Annotated in this window: 13 protein-coding genes; 10 read left to right on the top strand and 3 right to left on the bottom strand. The window is 64.5% G+C overall.

Annotated features, from left to right (window positions below; all coding sequences use genetic code 11):
* Nucleotides 1–115 precede the first annotated feature (115 nt).
* From ACNJYB_RS12615 to ACNJYB_RS12605, 3 genes are all read left to right on the top strand, one after another.
* Nucleotides 116–1,180 (top strand): putative DNA modification/repair radical SAM protein, encoded by a 1,065-nt coding sequence (locus ACNJYB_RS12615; protein ID WP_439374260.1) that lies wholly within the window; start codon nt 116–118, stop codon nt 1,178–1,180.
* Nucleotides 1,180–2,622, top strand: coding sequence for a UdgX family uracil-DNA binding protein (locus ACNJYB_RS12610; protein ID WP_439374259.1), 1,443 nt, complete (start codon nt 1,180–1,182; stop codon nt 2,620–2,622). Before ACNJYB_RS12615 ends, ACNJYB_RS12610 begins: the two co-directional genes overlap by 1 nt.
* Before the next feature lie 98 nt (nt 2,623–2,720).
* Nucleotides 2,721–4,349: an inorganic phosphate transporter gene (locus ACNJYB_RS12605; RefSeq protein WP_439374258.1), complete on the top strand. Its 1,629-nt coding sequence runs from the start codon at nt 2,721–2,723 to the stop codon at nt 4,347–4,349.
* A 148-nt stretch (nt 4,350–4,497) separates the two neighbouring features.
* Here the strand turns inward: ACNJYB_RS12605 and ACNJYB_RS12600 are convergent, their stop codons facing one another.
* Complete coding sequence (locus ACNJYB_RS12600; RefSeq protein ID WP_439374257.1) at nt 4,498–5,670, bottom strand: M20 aminoacylase family protein; 1,173 nt, start codon at nt 5,668–5,670, stop codon at nt 4,498–4,500.
* 169 nt (nt 5,671–5,839) lie between these two features.
* On the opposite strand from ACNJYB_RS12600, the gene ACNJYB_RS12595 reads away from it, so the two are divergent.
* The 5 genes from ACNJYB_RS12595 (at nt 5,840) to ACNJYB_RS12575 (ending at nt 10,363) form a co-directional block, all read left to right on the top strand.
* Nucleotides 5,840–7,459 carry a GMC family oxidoreductase gene (locus ACNJYB_RS12595; RefSeq protein ID WP_439374256.1) on the top strand — a complete coding sequence of 540 codons (1,620 nt, stop codon included), beginning with the start codon at nt 5,840–5,842 and terminating at the stop codon, nt 7,457–7,459.
* Nucleotides 7,460–7,641: 182 nt separating this feature from the next.
* Nucleotides 7,642–8,586, top strand: coding sequence for a metallophosphoesterase family protein (locus ACNJYB_RS12590; protein WP_439374255.1), 945 nt, complete (start codon nt 7,642–7,644; stop codon nt 8,584–8,586).
* Between the two features lie 19 nt (nt 8,587–8,605).
* Nucleotides 8,606–8,941, top strand: a complete 336-nt coding sequence (locus tag ACNJYB_RS12585; RefSeq protein ID WP_439374254.1) for a cupredoxin domain-containing protein — start codon at nt 8,606–8,608, stop codon at nt 8,939–8,941.
* Nucleotides 8,942–9,050: 109 nt separating this feature from the next.
* Nucleotides 9,051–9,599: a sigma-70 family RNA polymerase sigma factor gene (locus tag ACNJYB_RS12580; RefSeq protein ID WP_211410311.1), complete on the top strand. Its 549-nt coding sequence runs from the start codon at nt 9,051–9,053 to the stop codon at nt 9,597–9,599.
* Nucleotides 9,596–10,363, top strand: a complete 768-nt coding sequence (locus tag ACNJYB_RS12575) for an anti-sigma factor family protein (protein ID WP_439374253.1) — start codon at nt 9,596–9,598, stop codon at nt 10,361–10,363. The genes ACNJYB_RS12580 and ACNJYB_RS12575 overlap by 4 nt, the downstream gene beginning before the upstream one ends.
* Before the next feature lie 116 nt (nt 10,364–10,479).
* On the opposite strand, the gene hpnO is transcribed toward ACNJYB_RS12575, so the two are convergent.
* On the bottom strand, nt 10,480–11,871 hold the full coding sequence (gene hpnO / locus ACNJYB_RS12570) for an aminobacteriohopanetriol synthase HpnO (RefSeq protein WP_439374252.1): 1,392 nt from the start codon (nt 11,869–11,871) through the stop codon (nt 10,480–10,482).
* Nucleotides 11,872–12,014: 143 nt separating this feature from the next.
* Here hpnO and ACNJYB_RS12565 point away from each other — a divergent pair, with 143 nt between their 5' ends.
* Entirely contained in the window at nt 12,015–12,686 is a 672-nt protein-coding gene (locus ACNJYB_RS12565; RefSeq protein WP_439374251.1) for a DUF2147 domain-containing protein, read from the top strand.
* On the opposite strand, the gene ACNJYB_RS12560 is transcribed toward ACNJYB_RS12565, so the two are convergent.
* Nucleotides 12,654–15,242, bottom strand: a complete 2,589-nt coding sequence (locus ACNJYB_RS12560; RefSeq protein ID WP_439374250.1) for an MMPL family transporter — start codon at nt 15,240–15,242, stop codon at nt 12,654–12,656. The two genes, ACNJYB_RS12565 and ACNJYB_RS12560, sit on opposite strands and share 33 nt — an antisense overlap.
* Before the next feature lie 456 nt (nt 15,243–15,698).
* Here ACNJYB_RS12560 and ispH point away from each other — a divergent pair, with 456 nt between their 5' ends.
* Nucleotides 15,699–16,625 carry a 4-hydroxy-3-methylbut-2-enyl diphosphate reductase gene (ispH, locus tag ACNJYB_RS12555; protein WP_439374249.1) on the top strand — a complete coding sequence of 309 codons (927 nt, stop codon included), beginning with the start codon at nt 15,699–15,701 and terminating at the stop codon, nt 16,623–16,625.
* Nucleotides 16,626–16,637: the final 12 nt, after the last annotated feature.

Genomic DNA, 16,637 nt, shown 5'->3' with positions numbered 1-16,637 from the left:
CCAACGGCTGGCTCATTTGTTCATGATATGTTCTAATATAAAGCTAACGGCGGCCGAAGAGTCAAATCGAATTGGCGCGCCAGGGATTCATGAGCTGAATCAAAGGGATTCCGGGATGGACGTACAACGCAAGCTTGAGATCGCCTGCAATTACGATTGCCTCTATTGCGTCAACCGCGCCTCCTCCAATGTGCCGCGCGCCCGCTTCACCATCGAGGAGTTGGTCAAGCTGACGCTCGACTTCTACCGGCGCAATTACATCGAGGGCCTGTTCCTCTCCTCCGGCATCATCCGCAGCCCTGATTACACCATGGAGCAGGTCGTGAGCGTCGCGCGCAAGCTGCGCGAGGAGCATCACTTCCGCGGCTATATCCACCTCAAGACCATTCCCGCCGACGACGCCCTGATCGCGGAAGCCGGCAAATATGCCGATCGTCTCTCGATCAACATCGAGATGCCGCAGGAAACGAGCCTTAAGCAATTCGCGCCCGAGAAGGACGTCCGTGCGATCCGCCGCACCATGGGCCGGCTGCGGCTGAAACTCGACGAAGCCGAGGAAAATCGCAGCGCGAAGACGAAAGCAAAACCGCAGCGCTTCGCGCCGGCAGGCCAAAGCACGCAGATGATCGTCGGCGCCGATCGCGCCTCCGATCACACCATTCTCCACACCAGCGCCAATCTCTACGGCTCATACAAACTGCGGCGCGTTTACTACTCCGCCTTCAGCCCGATCCCCGACGCGAGCCGTGCCTTGCCTCTGGTCCAGCCACCGCTGCTGCGCGAACACCGGCTCTACCAGGCCGACTGGCTGATGCGGTTCTACGGTTTTGAGGTCGGCGAGATCGTCGACGACAGCGCGATGCTGCCGCTCGACATCGATCCCAAGCTCGCCTGGGCGCTGCGCCACCGCGACCGCTTCCCGCTCGACGTCAACCGCGCCAGCCGCGAGGAGTTGCTGCGCGTGCCCGGCTTCGGCACCAAGGCGGTCGAACGCATCATCGCAACGCGGCGCACCACCACGATTCGCCTCGCCGATCTCGCGCGGCTGCACGTGCCCCGCAACAAGGCGCTGCCGTTCATCGTCCTCAGCGATCACCGTCCCTCACCGCATCGGCTCGACGCTGCCGGGCTGATCGAACGGTTCAAGCCGAAAGCAACGCAACTGGGATTTGGCTTCTGATGCAATACATCACTTTCGACACCGAAACGGATTTCGACGGCTGGCGCAAAGCCGCGCGTAGCCTCGTGCTTCACCAGGTGCAGCCCAGCGATGTCACCTGGACGGTGAAAGGCGGCGAAGCGGAGTTGTTTGCACCGCCGGGGCCGTCTCCGATCCTCGAGGTGAACGAGGGCAGCTTCAACGTATCGGCAAAATTCGTCGAGCTCGCCAAGGCAGCGATCCTGCACCGCGATCCCCAACGCTTTGCCATCCTCTATCGCCTGCTGTTCCGGCTGAAGGACAACCACGACCTCATCGAGGTCGCGACCGATCGTGACCTCGCCCAGGTCACGGCGATGGCAAGAGCCGTCCATCGCGACGAGCACAAGATGCATGCCTTCGTGCGCTTCCGCGAGATCGGCCGGGAACGCGCGGCGCATTACGTCGCCTGGTTCGAGCCGGAACATCACATCGTCGAGCTCGCAGCCCCGTTCTTCGCCAAGCGCTTTGCCGACATGCCCTGGTCGATCCTGACACCGGATCTGTGCGCGCATTGGGACGGCCATGCGCTCTCGTTCACGTCAGGCGTCAGCAAGAGCGAGGCACCCGGCGAAGACCGGCTGGAGGAAACCTGGCGGCGCTATTACGCCAGCATCTTCAATCCGGCCCGGCTCAAGGTGAAGGCGATGCAGGCCGAGATGCCGAAGAAATACTGGAGGAACCTGCCCGAGGCTTCGATCATTAAGCCTTTGATCGAGGACGCCGAGCGCATGACCGGCGCCATGCTCGCCAATGCCGCAACCGACCCGCACAAGCCTCAGAAGCGGCCGGAGGCTCCGATGAAACGCAAGACCTCAGCCGACGATCTCGAAGCTCTCCGCGAGGAAGCCGCCCATTGCCACGCCTGCCATCTCTACAAGGACGCGACCCAGACCGTGTTCGGCGAAGGCCCGAGAAACGCCAACATCATGCTGGTGGGCGAGCAGCCCGGCGACAAGGAAGACCTCGCCGGCCATCCCTTCGTCGGTCCGGCCGGCCAGATGCTCGACCGCGCGCTGGAGGAGGCCGGAGTCGACCGCAAGAAGGTCTATGTCACCAACGCCGTGAAGCACTTCAAATTCGTGCCGCGCGGAAAGATCCGCCTGCACCAGAAGCCGAATACGCCGGAGATCCGGGCGTGCCGGCAATGGTATGAGCGGGAAGTTTCGGCAATCCAGCCCGATCTCATCGTGGCGATGGGCGCAACCGCCGCGCAGAGCGTGTTCGGGAAGATCACGCCCATCGGCAAGAACCGCGGCCGGTTGATCGACCTTCCCGACGGCCGCAAGGCGCTGGTGACGGTGCACCCGTCCTATCTGCTGCGGTTGCCCGATCCCGAGGCCAAGGTGCTGGAATATCAGCGCTTTGTCGAAGACCTGAAGATCGCCGCCGGCCTGCAGAGGAAATCCGCGCGCGCCGCCTGAATACCGGCGGGAAAGCGCTTTTCAACCAGCGCTTGTCATCCAGCCTTCGTATCCGTCGCGGACAATACCCTTACTTGAAAGTTAAGGGGCGTCCTGACATGACCGATGTAGCATTTGACGGCGCGGTAGCCGATCCCGCGCCGATCCAGCCGGCCTCCCGGCCCAATCTCGACAAGGGCTTCAACCCGCTGACCATGATCCTGTTCTTCGGCATCCTCGCCGCGGGCCTGCTGTTCGTCGCCTACAGCATCTATGTCGACGTCAACGCGACCGGCACGCGCGTGACGACCTTCCTGCCCTACATCCTCTTGTTCGTCGCGCTGCTGATCGCGCTCGGCTTCGAGTTCGTCAATGGCTTCCACGACACCGCCAATGCGGTGGCGACCGTGATCTACACCCATTCGCTGCCGGCTGAAGTCGCCGTGATGTGGTCCGGCTTCTTCAACTTCCTCGGCGTGCTGCTCTCCTCGGGCGCCGTCGCCTTCGGCATCGTCTCGCTGCTGCCGGTCGAGCTGATCCTGCAGGTCGGCTCCAGCGCCGGCTTCGCCATGGTGTTCGCGCTGCTGATCGCGGCGATCCTGTGGAATCTCGGCACCTGGTTCTTCGGCCTGCCCGCCTCCTCCTCGCACACGTTGATCGGCTCGATCATCGGCGTCGGCATCGCCAATGCCGTCATGCGCGGCCGCGACGGCACCTCGGGCGTGGACTGGAGCAAGGCCACCGAGATCGGCTACGCGCTGCTGCTGTCGCCGCTGGTCGGCTTCCTCTGCGCCGCCGTGCTGCTGCTCGTGCTCAAGTTCGCCGTGCGCAACCCGGCCCTCTATGCCGCGCCCGAAGGCAACAAGGCTCCGCCGCTCTGGATCCGCGGCCTCTTGATCCTCACTTGCACCGGCGTCAGCTTCGCGCACGGCTCCAACGATGGTCAGAAGGGCATGGGCCTGATCATGCTGATCCTGATCGGCACCGTGCCGACCGCCTACGCGCTCAACCGCGCGCTGCCGGAATCCCAGGTCACCCAGTTCCAGAAGACTTCGGAGGCAGCCGCCAGGGTGATCTCGGCCAAGGGTGCCGGCCACAGCATCATCGGCGATCCCCGCCCGGCAGTGACGCAGTACATCACCTCGCACCACATCAGCGAAGGCACCTATCCCGCGCTCGCCGTGCTGGTGAAGGATGTCGGCGACCAGGTTGCCAAATACGGCACGCTGAACAAGGTGCCCGCGGAAGCCGTCGGCAACACCCGCAACGACATGTACCTGACGTCGGAGGCAATCCGCTTCCTGATGAAGGACAAGGAGAACGATCTCAACAAGGAGGAGATCGCGACCCTCAACGCCTACAAGGGCTCGCTCGATGCTGCCACGAAGTTCATCCCGAACTGGGTAAAGATCGCCGTCGCCATCGCGCTCGGCCTCGGCACCATGATCGGCTGGAAGCGCATCGTCATCACCGTCGGTGAGAAGATCGGCAAGAGCCATCTCACCTACGCGCAGGGCGCCTCCGCCGAGCTCGTGGCCGCCGCCACCATCGGCGCCGCCGACGTGTTCGGCCTGCCGGTATCGACCACGCATGTGCTGTCGTCCGGCGTAGCCGGCACCATGGCCGCGAACGGTTCGGGGCTGCAGTGGTCCACCATCCGCAATCTGCTGATGGCCTGGGTGCTGACGCTGCCCTGCGCGATCATGCTGTCGGCCACGCTCTACGTGATCTTCTCGCGGATGTTCTGAGAGCCTCTCCCTCTCCCCGTTCTTACGGGGAGAGGGTTAGGGTGAGGGGCTCCATGCGCGAAAATGGTGACAGATGGACTCGCGGAGAGTCCCCTCACCCGGCGCTTCGCGCCGACCTCTCCCGCAAGCGGGGCAAGGTGACGAAAAGCTACGACGCCGCGAGCGATTCCTCGACCAGCTTCACCCAATAGGACGTGCCGTAGACGATCGCCTCGTCGTTGAAATTGTAGGCGGGGTGATGCAGGCCGGCGCTGTCGCCGTTGCCGCAGAAGATGAAGGCGCCGGGGCGCGCTTCCAGCATGTAGGCGAAATCCTCGCCGCCCATCAGCGGCGGCATCTCGTGCACATTGGCTTCGCCCGCGACCTGCCTGGCGATACGCCGCGCCACCTCGGTCTCCGCGGCGTGGTTGTTCACGACGGGATAGTTGCGCTTGTAGTGCAGATCGATCTTGGCGCCGGTGATCTGCGCCACGCCCGCCACCACCTCGTGCACGCGCTTCTCGACCAGCTTGCGCACCTCCGGCGACAGCGTGCGGATGGTGCCGCGCAAGGTCGCGGTCTGCGGAATGACGTTGCGGGCGTTGCCGGCGTGGAATTCGCAGATCGAGATCACGGCCGATTCCAGCGGATCGACGCTGCGCGCGACGATCGACTGCAGCGCCGTGATCACCTGCGCGCCGACCAGCACGGAATCGATGCATTTGTGCGGACGCGCGGCATGGCCGCCGACGCCCTCGATCATGATATCGACCTCGTCGGTCGCCGCCATGATCGGTCCCTGCCGGATCGCGAACGAGCCGATCGGGATGCCCGGGCCGTTGTGCATGCCGTAGACCTGCTCGATGCCGAAGCGCTCCATCAGGCCGTCCTTGACCATGGCTGCGCCGCCGGCACCGCCCTCCTCGGCCGGCTGGAAGATCACGATCGCGTCGCCTGCGAAGTTGCGGGTCTCGGCGAGATAGCGGGCCGCCCCGAGCAGCATCGCGGTGTGGCCGTCATGACCGCAGGCGTGCATCTTGCCCGGATTCTTGGAGGCGTAAGGCAGGTTGGTCTGCTCCTCGACCGGCAGCGCATCCATGTCGGCACGCAGTCCGATCACCTTGAGACCCTCGCCAGCGGGCTTGCTGCCCTTGATCACGCCGACCACGCCGGTCTGGCCGAGGCCGGTCACGACCTCGTCGCAGCCGAACTCGCGCAGCCGGTCCGCCACGAATGCTGCGGTGCGGTGGACGTCGTAAAGCAGCTCCGGATGCTCATGGATGTCCCGGCGCCAGGCCTGAATATCGGGTTGGAGGTCGGCGACACGGTTCACGATGGGCATGGCGGGTCTCAAGCTTTGTTGGGAATACAGGACTGTCTACCATGCAACCGTCAGTCCACCCAACTCCCTGGGAACGGGGTCTGGCCCTGACGAACGGACATGGCCGGGCTTGTCCGGTCCGGCAGGTCTGCCTATTAGGACGGAAAGTTAAGCGACGGGTGGAAACAGAATGCCGAGACGGCTCGAGGATGAATTCGACTACATTGTCGTCGGAGCCGGCACGGCCGGCTGCATCATCGCCAACCGGCTGTCGGCAGACTCGCGCAACCGGGTGCTCGTTCTCGAAGCCGGCGGCGACGACAACTGGATCTGGTTCCACATTCCGGTCGGCTATCTCTTCGCGATCGGCAATCCGCGCTCGGACTGGATGTTCAAGACCGAGGCCGAGCCGGGCCTGAACGGCCGCGCGCTGGCCTATCCCCGCGGCAAGGTAATCGGCGGCTGCTCGGCAATCAACGCAATGATCTCGATGCGCGGCCAGGCCGCCGACTACGATCACTGGCGTCAGCTCGGCATGACCGGCTGGGGCTATGACGACGTGCTGCCGCTGTTCAAGCGGCTCGAAGACCACTTCCTCGGCGCGAGCGAGCATCACGGTGTCGGCGGCGGCTGGCGCATCGAGGCACCGCGGCTGTCATGGGCCGTTCTCGACGCCGTCGGGGACGCCGCCGAGGAGATGGGCATCAAGCGCATCCCGGACTTCAACACCGGCGACAACGAAGGCATCAGCTATTTCCACGTCAACCAGAAGCGCGGACGGCGCTGGTCCTCGGCGCGCGGCTTCCTCAAGCCCGCGCTGAAGCGCCCGAACCTGCGGCTCGAGAAGCACGTGCTGGTCGACCGCCTGATCATCGAGCAGGGCCGCGCCGTCGGCGTGCGCTTCATCCAGAACGGCGAGATCATCGAGGCGCGTGCGAAGCGCGAGGTGGTTCTCTCGGCAGGCTCCATCGGCTCGGTGCAGGTGCTGCACCGCTCCGGCATCGGCCCTGCCGACTGGCTATCGCCATTGGGCATCGACATCGTCATGGACAAGCCCGGCGTCGGCCGCAACCTGCAGGATCATCTGCAGCAGCGGGCGATCTACAAGGTCGAGGGCGTACGCACTTTGAACGAGACCTATTACAATCTGTTCCGCCGCGGACTGATGGGGCTGGACTACGCCTTCCGCCGCCGCGGGCCCCTGACGATGGCACCGTCACAACTCGGCATCTTCACGCGCTCCGATGCGACGCGTGCCCGTGCCAACATCCAGTTCCACGTGCAGCCGCTGTCGCTCGACAAGTTCGGCGATCCCCTGCACCGCTTCCCCGCCATCACGGTCAGCGCCTGCAATCTGCAGCCGACCTCCCGCGGCACCGTGCGGCTGCGCGCGGCAACGCCTGACGAGAAGCCGATCATCGCGCCAAACTACCTGTCGACCGACGACGACCGCCAGGTCGCCGCCGACGCCATCCGCACCACGCGGCGCCTGATGCAGCAGAAGGCGCTGGCAAAATATCGCCCCAGCGAATATCTGCCCGGCCCCTCCGTCGGCGACGACGACGCCTCGCTCGCGAAGGCCGCCGGCGATATCGGTACGACGATCTTCCATCCCGTCGGCACAGCCAAGATGGGTACCGCGAACGACCCGATGGCCGTGGTCGATGAACGCCTGCGCTTCTACGGCCTTGGCAATTTGCGCATCGTCGATGCCTCGATCATGCCGACCATCACCTCGGGCAACACCAACACACCGACAGCGATGATTGCGGAGAAAGGCGCAACGATGATCCTCGAGGATGCGAAGTAATCCTACGCCGCCCGGATGGAGCGAAGCGCATTCCGGGTCGTCGCCACAACACTGACCCGATTACGCTTCGCTCCCTCCGGGTTACAACTCGCTCACGAAATCGTCATCGCATTCGGGAATAACTCCCCCGCTTCCGCAATCACCTCCCCGAAGCCCAATTCCGGGCGACCTGGAGAGGCGCGATGAGCGGACAAGATCATGGGGATGACGGCGTCAGCCGCCGCAAGGTGCTGGAGTGCATGACCTGGGCCGGCACCGGGGTGCTCTGGACCGTCACGGGCGGCGTGCCGCGCTCGCTCGGCATCATCGATTCCGCCGAGGCCGCGACCGCGGCCGCGCCCGGCGTGAGCTTCCTCCAGATCAGCGACAGCCATGTCGGCTTCGACAAGCCGGCCAATCCGAACGCGCTCGGCACGCTGGAGGAGGCCGTGAACAAGATCAACGCGATGCCGGCCAAGCCAGCGTTCATGATCCACACCGGCGACATCACGCATCTGTCGAAGGCCGCCGAGTTCGACAATGCCGAGCGCATCATCTCGCAGACCAAGCTCGACGTGCACTACGTCCCCGGCGAGCATGACTTCATCGACGAGGAGGTGAAACTCTATCGCGAGCGTTACGGCCGCGGCACCAAGGGGCACGGCTGGTATTCGTTCGACGCCGGCGGCGTGCACTTCGTCGGCCTCGTCAACGTCGTCGACCTCAAGGCCGGCGGTCTCGGCAATCTCGGCGCCGAACAACTCGCCTGGCTCGAGGACGATCTGCGCGGCAAGTCGAAATCGACGCCGATCGTGCTGTTCGCCCACATCCCGCTCTGGACCGTCTATCCCGAATGGGGCTGGGGCACCGAGGACGGCGGCCGCGCGCTCGAATACGTCAAGGGTTTTGGCTCGGTCACCGTACTGAATGGCCACATCCACCAGGTCATGCAGAAGGTCGAAGGCAACGTCACGTTCCACACTGCGCGCTCGACCGCCTTCCCGCAGCCGGCGCCGGGAGCTGCCCCCTCACCCGGCCCGATGAAGGTCGAGGACGCAAGGCTGCGCTCCATGCTGGGGGTAGCCAGCATCAACTTCAAGCAGAACGAGCAGCGGCTCGCGATCATCGACACGCCGCTGCAGGGTTAACGCTGAACGGAAGCTGACAATGAAGACTCTCAATCGCCGCGACTTCGGTGTCGACCTCGGTCTCGCTCTGGTCGCGGCCATCCTGCTGCCCGCGACAAAAGCCCGTGCCGACGACACGGAGGTGCATATCGACAATTTCGTGTTCCAGCCGGCCGAGCTCAAGATCAAGGTCGGGACCACGGTGACCTGGACCAACCGGGACGACATCCCGCACACCATCGTGTCCGCCGGCAAGTTCAGGTCCAAGACCCTGGACACCGACGACAAGTTCTCCTTCACCTTCACCAACGCCGGCGACTACAAATATTTTTGTTCGCTGCACCCGCACATGACGGGGATGATCAAGGTTGAGTAACGTCTTCAACCAAGGCATCAACGTCTTGCCCGGCCGGTGGTCCCACGCCGGCCGGGCTCGTGTGCCTGGGGTCACGGCAAGAGAAGAAGCAGAGGCAAAGCGAGGAGCGATGCCCGCCACCGACGATGTGCAGAAGGCACAGCGCTTCCGCGAGGCGGCGCTGCCCTATCTCGACGACGTCTACACGCTCGCACGCTACCTGCTGCGCGATGCGTCCGACGCCGAGGATGCGGTGCAGGAGTGCTATCTGCGCGCGCTGAAGCATTTCGACAGCTACCGCGGCCCGGCGATGAAGCCTTGGCTGTTCGCCATCCTGCGCAACGTCTGCAACGCCGAATATGCACGGCGCGCGCACCGGCCCAGCGCGATCGAGGACACGCCCGGCGCCGACGAACAGACGCCGCTCTGGCAGGAGACCGAGGCGAGCCCTGAGACCGAAGTGCTGCGCAGCCGCGATGCCGGCGCGATCCGCAAGCTGATCGACGCACTCGCCGAGCCGTTCAAGGAAACATTCGTGCTGCGTGAGATCAACAATCTGTCCTATCGCGAGATCGCCGAGGCCGTCGGCGTTCCCGTCGGCACCGTGATGTCCCGCCTCGCCCGCGCCCGCGCCATGCTGCGCGCGGCCTGGACGGCGGAAGAGGAGCAAGCGAAATGACCTGCGACGAAGCAAGGATCCTGCTTCACGCGCTGCTCGACAGCGAGCTCGACGCCGGCCATGCGCGCGAGGTCGAAGCGCATATCGCGGGCTGCCCGGCCTGTGCTGCCGAGCTCGCCGCGCAGCGCGACATGCAGCGCGTGCTCGCGGCCACCGATCTGCGCTACACCGCGCCGGCGAGCCTGCGTACCCGCATCGAAGTGTCGCTGCCGCAGCCGCAGCGCCAGCAACCGAGCCGCCGCTCCGTGCTGCGCGGCTTTGCGATGGGCTCGGCCGTCTCCGCGCTCGCCGCCTCCGCCGTCGTCGCCGTGGTGCTGCGCCAGGACGACCAGCAGCGTATCCTGTCGGAGGTCGTCTCCGCGCATCTGCGCTCGCTCCAGGCCGGCCACCTCACCGACGTGGTCTCGACCGACCAGCACACCGTCAAGCCCTGGTTCAACGGCAAGCTCGACGTCGCCCCGCCGGTGATCGACCTCACCGCGCAAGGGTTTACGCTGGTCGGCGGCCGGCTCGACTATATCGACGCCCGCGCCATCGGCGCCGTGGTCTACCGGCGCCGGCAACACGTGATCAACCTGTTCGTGTCGCAAACCGCCAGCACGGAGCACCGGGCGCCGAAGACCCAGACCATGCAGGGCTTCAACTGCCGCCGCTGGGGCGGCCGCGGCCTGAACTTCTGGGCCGTCAGCGATCTCGGCGCCGACGAGCTCGCCGAATTCGTCGACAAGTTCGAGGCGGCGATGAAGGCGAATGTGGAGGGGTAGCCTTGAACACGTCGTCATTGCGAGCCAAGCGAAGCAATCCAGACCGTCTCCGCGAGCGGGATACTGGATTGCTTCGCTTCGCTCGCAATGACGATTGCTGAGACAGATCGGCGAACTTAAGCCGAGCGCCGCACCGCGTTGTCCACCAGCGTCTTGCCCAGCGACCAGATCGCACCGGGGACCTTGTGGCTGCCCGCGATGACGTCATCGAACGCCTTCTCGATCCAGCTGCAGTCTTCCTCGGTGATGGTGAGCGGCGGCAGCAGCTTGATGGTGTGGCTGCCGTGGCCGGCGACCTGCGTCAGGATCTTGTGATCCTTGAACAGCGGCACGGTGATGAGCTGGCAGAACAGGCCCTTGTTGGCGGTCTCCAGCACGTTCCATGAGGCCCGCAGGCGCAGCGATTTCGGCGGGCCGAACTCGATGCCGATCATCAGGCCCTTGCCGCGAACTTCCTTCAACAGCTCGTAGCCGGGCACCATGCGCGTCAGCGCCAGACGCAGCTCGGCGCCGCGCTTGGCGGCCGCATCGATGAGCTTCTCCGATTCCATCACGTCCAGCGTGGCAATGCCCGCGGCCATGGCGAGGTCGTTCTTGGAGAAGGTGGAGCCGTGCACGACCGCGCGGTCCATCTGATTGAAGATCTTGTCGAAGATCGCCTTGCGGGTCAGCACCGCGCCGACCGGCACGTGGCCGCCCGACAGTGACTTCGACAGCAGCACCATGTCGGGCTCGACGTTCCAGTGCTCGACCGCGAGGAAGCGGCCGGTGCGGCCCATGCCGGTCTGGATCTCGTCGGCAACGAACAGTGTGCCGTATTTCTTGCAGAGCGCGGCCGCGCCGGGCAGGAACTCGTCCGTGGGCATGTTGACGCCCTTGCCCTGGATCGGCTCGACGATGAACGCGGCGACCTCGCGCGAGGCCAGCGCCTTTTCGAGCGCGGCCAGATCGTTGAACGGAACCGGGGTGCAGCCTGGCAGCAGCGGTTCGAAACCGGTGCGGAAGTTCGAATCACCGGTCAGCGACAGCGCGCCATAGGTCAGGCCGTGATAGCCATGGGCGCAATAGACGATGCCGGGACGCCCCGTCGCGCCGCGCGCGAACTTGATCGCGGCCTCGACGCATTCGGCGCCGGAATTGGCAAAGAACGCCTTGTCGAGATAGGGAACATATTTCAGGAGGCGCTCGGCCAGCACGCCGGCGAGCGTCGAGACGTCGAACTGGACGAGGTTGGGCAGGTCGGCATCGAGCACGCTCTTGAGCGCCTCGCGCATGACCGGATGATTGCGTCCGATAGCAAACACGCCAAAGCCGGACAGCAGGTCGAGATAGCGCGCGCCCTCGCGGTCGTAGAGGTACTGCCCCTGCCCCTTCTGGAAGCCGACATCGTAGCCGATGGTCTTGAGCACCCGGACGAACTGCTCGTTCAGATACCGATTATGCAGGGCGCTGCGCTGGGCCTGCCGGTCCGCGAACAGCTGAGACATGTCTGGATTTGGACTGGGCATCCGCTACATACTTCGATTGAGGGCCGTCTCGTCAACTGGAAAACGGACCGTTACTGCAAACGGTCTGTGCGGCCTTTTGCCCTTTTTCGGACCATCTTCGCAAGCACAGCTTTTAGATCATGTTGCACTGCCAAGGAACACTCATGCGTTTGGCCCTTTACACCGGAATTATACTGGCTGGCGGTTACGCCTGCCTGCCGCCAGCCCTCGCGGCCGATCCCACCGGCGACTGGCGGGTCGCCGACGGCGTCGCCAACATCCGTGTCGCCCAGTGCAATGGCAGCATGTGGGGCGCCGTTTCCTGGGAAAAGAAGCCCGGCGGTCGCGACGAGAACAACCCTGATGTCTCGAAAAAGAACAGGCCGACCCTGGGCATGCCCACCCTCCTCGACATGAAGAAGAAGCCCGGCGCCGATCAGTGGGAGGGACAGGTCTATAACGCGCAAGACGGCCAGACCTACAGCGCGACGATCACACCTGTCGGCACCGACCAGCTCGAGATCAAGGGCTGCGTGATGGGCTTCCTCTGTGGCGGCGAGACCTGGACCCGGGTCGGACCGCCGATCCCCGTGAGCCCTGCCAATGCCATGGCCAAGGGCGCGCCGAAGTCCGGTGGGGCGCCGAAAGCCCAGGGAACACAACAGGGAGCCCAACAGGCAGCGCAACAACCAGCCCAGCCCCCCCAAGCCACGACGGGCGCTACAGCGTCTGCGCCGGCTGCGAAGACCGCCGCTGCCAAGCCCGCTCAGAAGGGCGCCGCCGATCCCGTCGGCGACATCTGTCTACTCCCTGAGATTGCGGGGCTTGCCCATTAGGGCCGGCTGGAACAGCAGCACGGCGGCGAGCGTCGTCACCAGCGAGAGCGCCAGCAGCTTGCCCATGCTGGACGTGCCGGGATGGCTCGACAGCCACAGGCTCCCGAACGCGGTCGCCGTCGTCAGCGCACTGAAGAAGATCGCGCGCGTCAGGCTGGTCTGAAGCAGGTTTGTTCTGCCGGAGCGCCAGGCCACGACATAATAGATCTTGAACGCGACGCCGACGCCGAGCAGCAGCGGGAACGCGACGATGTTGGCGAAGTTGAGCGGCAGGCCGATCAACACGCAGATTTCGAGCGTCACGGCGCCGGCAACCAGAAGCGGCACCAGCGTCATCAGCACGTCCACGAACCGCCGCAACGTGATCCATAGCAGCAGGCCGATCACGAGCAGCGCGTAGATGCCGGCGTGGATGAACGCCTTCACCACGGTGTCGCCGGATTTCAGGATCGAGACCGGCCCGCCGATCGCGGTCGGCTCGGCCTTGAGCACCGCCGCCGCAAATCTGCGCAGGGTGTCGTTGTCGTTGGGATCGCCCTTGGGCAGCGCCTCGACGCGGATGATGCCGTCCTTGCTCTTCCAGGCGCTGACGAGGTCGGGCGGCAGTGAGCTCAGGGTGACGGGCCCTGCCTGCATCGCGTTCCTGAGCTGGTCGAACACGATCTTCATCGGCGTGACGAAGACGTCCTGCGCCTTGTTGCGCGTGGCCTCGTCGCCATTGGCGAGCTTCTCGAGCGCATCCGCGAGCCGGCGCGAGGCGACGGCGCCCGGGCCCTTGGCGTCCCCGGCGGTCCGACGCAGATTATCGGCCGAGGATTTCAGCGATTCCACGTTCTCCTGGTCCGTCGGGGCCGCATCGATCTGATCAGGATTGAGCGCGGGGTTCAGCACCTTGGCGCCCTGCGCGATCAACTTCAGCTTCGGCTGCTGGTCCTGCGGCACGAAGCTGTCGAGCGACATCACCCGGAGCACCTCCGGCACCTGCTCCAGCTTCGCCTGGACCTGCCTTGCCTGCTCCTCCGACGTGGTCATCACGTTGATGGCGTTGGCGCCGGTGTTGGGATCCTTGCGCAGGTCGAGGAAGGTCGCGATCGACTCGGCGTGCGGATTGCGCAGGTTCATCGGGTTGAAGTCGAACTTCATGAAGTAGAGCAGCGGCAGGCCGGCGAGCGCGAGCAGCAGCGTGCCCCCGACGACCAGGAAACGATGCCTCTCCAGGAAGCGGTCGAGCGGCGCCAGGAAGGCATAGCCGACCGGCTCCATCTCACCGGGCGGGTTCAGAAGCTTCAGCAGGGCCGGCAGAATGGTGATCGAGGAGAGGAAGGCCACCAGCATGCCGACGCCGGCGATCTGGCCGAGTTCCGCGATGCCCTGGTAGTCCGTCGGCATGAAGCAAAGGAAGCCAGCCGCGGTCGCCATCGCGGCGAGCGACAACGGCACCGCCGAGCGTTTCGCAGCCAGCACCAGCGCACCGGAGAGATCGTTGTGCTTGTAGCGCTCCGAGCGATAGCGGACGCTGTACTGGATGCCAAAATCGACGCCGAGGCCGACGAACAGCACCGCGAATGCGATCGACAGCAGATTGAATGATCCGACCATCATCAGGCCGGCCGCCGTCGTGATCGCGAGGCCGACGAAGAGATTGACGAACACGGCGAAGATGATCTTCGCCGAATGCAGCGCCAGCCAAAGGATGAGCAGCACGACGAGGATGGTGCCGACGCCGTTGACCACGGCGCCTTCCTGAACGGTCGCGTATTCCTCGTTCGCGATCGGGACGGGACCGGTCAGGCGCACCCGCGCCTGGTACTTGGTCGGGAAATCCAGATCGGCTGCCGCCTTGCGGATTGCGTCGGTGGCGTCCTTGCCGGGCTCCAGCGCGTTGTAGTCGAGGATCGGCTTGAACTCGATGAAGGCGCGCTTGTCAGAATCCGACAGCGGCTCGTCGCTGACGAGCTCGCGCCAGGAGAAGCTCGCGTTGCCCTTGTTGAGCACGGTCTCGACGGTCTGAGCGATCTGGTTGAACGGCCGCGCGGTGCCGTCGAGCTTCACCTGCCCCCGCTTGACGCCGGCAAGCCCTGTCTCGAGCGCACCGGTCAGGCCGCGGATCGAGGGATCGCCCGCCATGATCTCGATCAGGGGCGCTGCGGATTCGAATTGACTGGTCGCCTTCGCAACCTCTTCGGTCGGCAGGAACAACAGGCCATTCCGCTCGAAGAACTCGCCGGTGCCGAGCTGCTGCATCGACACGAAATTGGTCTTGTCGTCTTTCAGCTTCGCGTAGAGCGCATCCGCCGCGGCGGTCGCCATCTCCGGCGTCCTCGCCTCGACGACCGCCAGAATCGTCGCATCGCGGTCGAAGGCGCGGTCGAATTGCTGGTCGCGCTGCCGCCAGTCGAGATTTTTGGCAATCAGCGAATTGATGTCGGTGTTGATGGCGAAATGGCGCGCAGCGTAATAGCCCGCGGCCACCGCCAGCAGGAGCCCGAGAACGACGACGAGGGAGGCAAGCCGGGTACAGGCCCTGACGATGGCAACGACTACGCTTTGCAGCACTTCTTTTCTTTCTGCGTTTAAACAGCTTGCCGGAAACGCCCGCTGTTTATCGGAGTTCCCGGGCGAAACCTATTGCTGTTTTGAGTGGTTCTCGCCGCAAGAAGGTTCGGGGTAAACGGCGGAGGACCGTGGCAAAATCATGCGGGGCGGTCGGTATAGCCGTGCAGTTGAGGCGGGAACGTGACGAAGGGGTGAGCACAAATGTGCCATTTTGCTCGCGGAAATCGCTATACTATAGTACCGCGATCTTCACCCGCCCGGAACCATAGTTTCATCCGCGCTTTCCTTTCTGCCGATTTTTTGACACAAAGTGCTGTGCCTCCATGCGCCGGGCCTGGTTGGGGTGGGCGGTTACCGCGGGCGCGAGCTAATGGTGCGTTTATTGCAACCCATTGGTGGATCGGGTGCCGCTGGGACAAGGAAGCGGATTGGTACAACTTGCGTGATGGGCGTCCTATGGAAGTTTATCTGGCGCAGCCGCGCGGCTTCTGTGCGGGTGTGGTGCGTGCAATCGAGATCGTGGAACGGGCCCTGGAGAAATACGGCCCGCCCGTCTACGTGCGCCACGAGATCGTGCATAACAAATACGTGGTCGAGAGCCTGAAGAACAAAGGGGCCATTTTCGTCGAGGAGCTGTCCGAGGTTCCGCCGAAATCCGTCACGGTCTTCAGCGCCCATGGCGTCGCCCGCAGCGTCGAGGAAGAGGCCGCCGCGCGCAACCTTCCGGTGCTCAATGCCACCTGCCCGCTGGTCACGAAAGTTCACAATCAGGGGAAGCGGTACATCTCCAAGGGCCGCACCCTGATCCTGATCGGCCATGCCGGCCACCCCGAGGTCGAGGGCACCATGGGCCAGGTCCCCGGGCCGGTGCTACTTGTTCAGAGCGTTGAAGAGGTTAACGCCCTGACGCTGCCGACGGATAGCCCAGTGGCCTACATCACCCAGACCACTTTGTCGGTCGACGACACAAGGGACATCATTGCGGCGCTCCAGGCCCGCTTTACAGATATTCAAGGCCCGGATATCCGGGATATCTGCTATGCGACACAGAACCGCCAATCTGCGGTAAGGAACTTGAGCAAGCTGGTCGACGTGATCTTGGTGGTGGGCGCTGCCAACAGCTCGAACTCGAACCGGCTCCGCGAAATCGGCACCGAAGCCGGCGTCGCGAGTTATTTGATTGCCGACGGCAGCGAGCTCAATCCGGAGTGGTTGAAAGATGCTAGGACTGTCGGCGTCACGGCCGGCGCTTCGGCGCCCGAGGTACTCGTGGATGACGTGATCGAAGCGATGCGGCGGATCGGACCGGTCAAGGTCCAGGTGCTCCCCGGTCGCGAGGAAAACATCGAATTCCGGCTTCCAGCCCAACTGGCTGCGAGCTGACCCCACCCGAAT

Source organism: Bradyrhizobium sp. SMVTL-02 (assembly GCF_051853005.1).
GTDB lineage: Bacteria > Pseudomonadota > Alphaproteobacteria > Rhizobiales > Xanthobacteraceae > Bradyrhizobium.
This window is presented reverse-complemented; position numbering and strand designations above follow the sequence as displayed.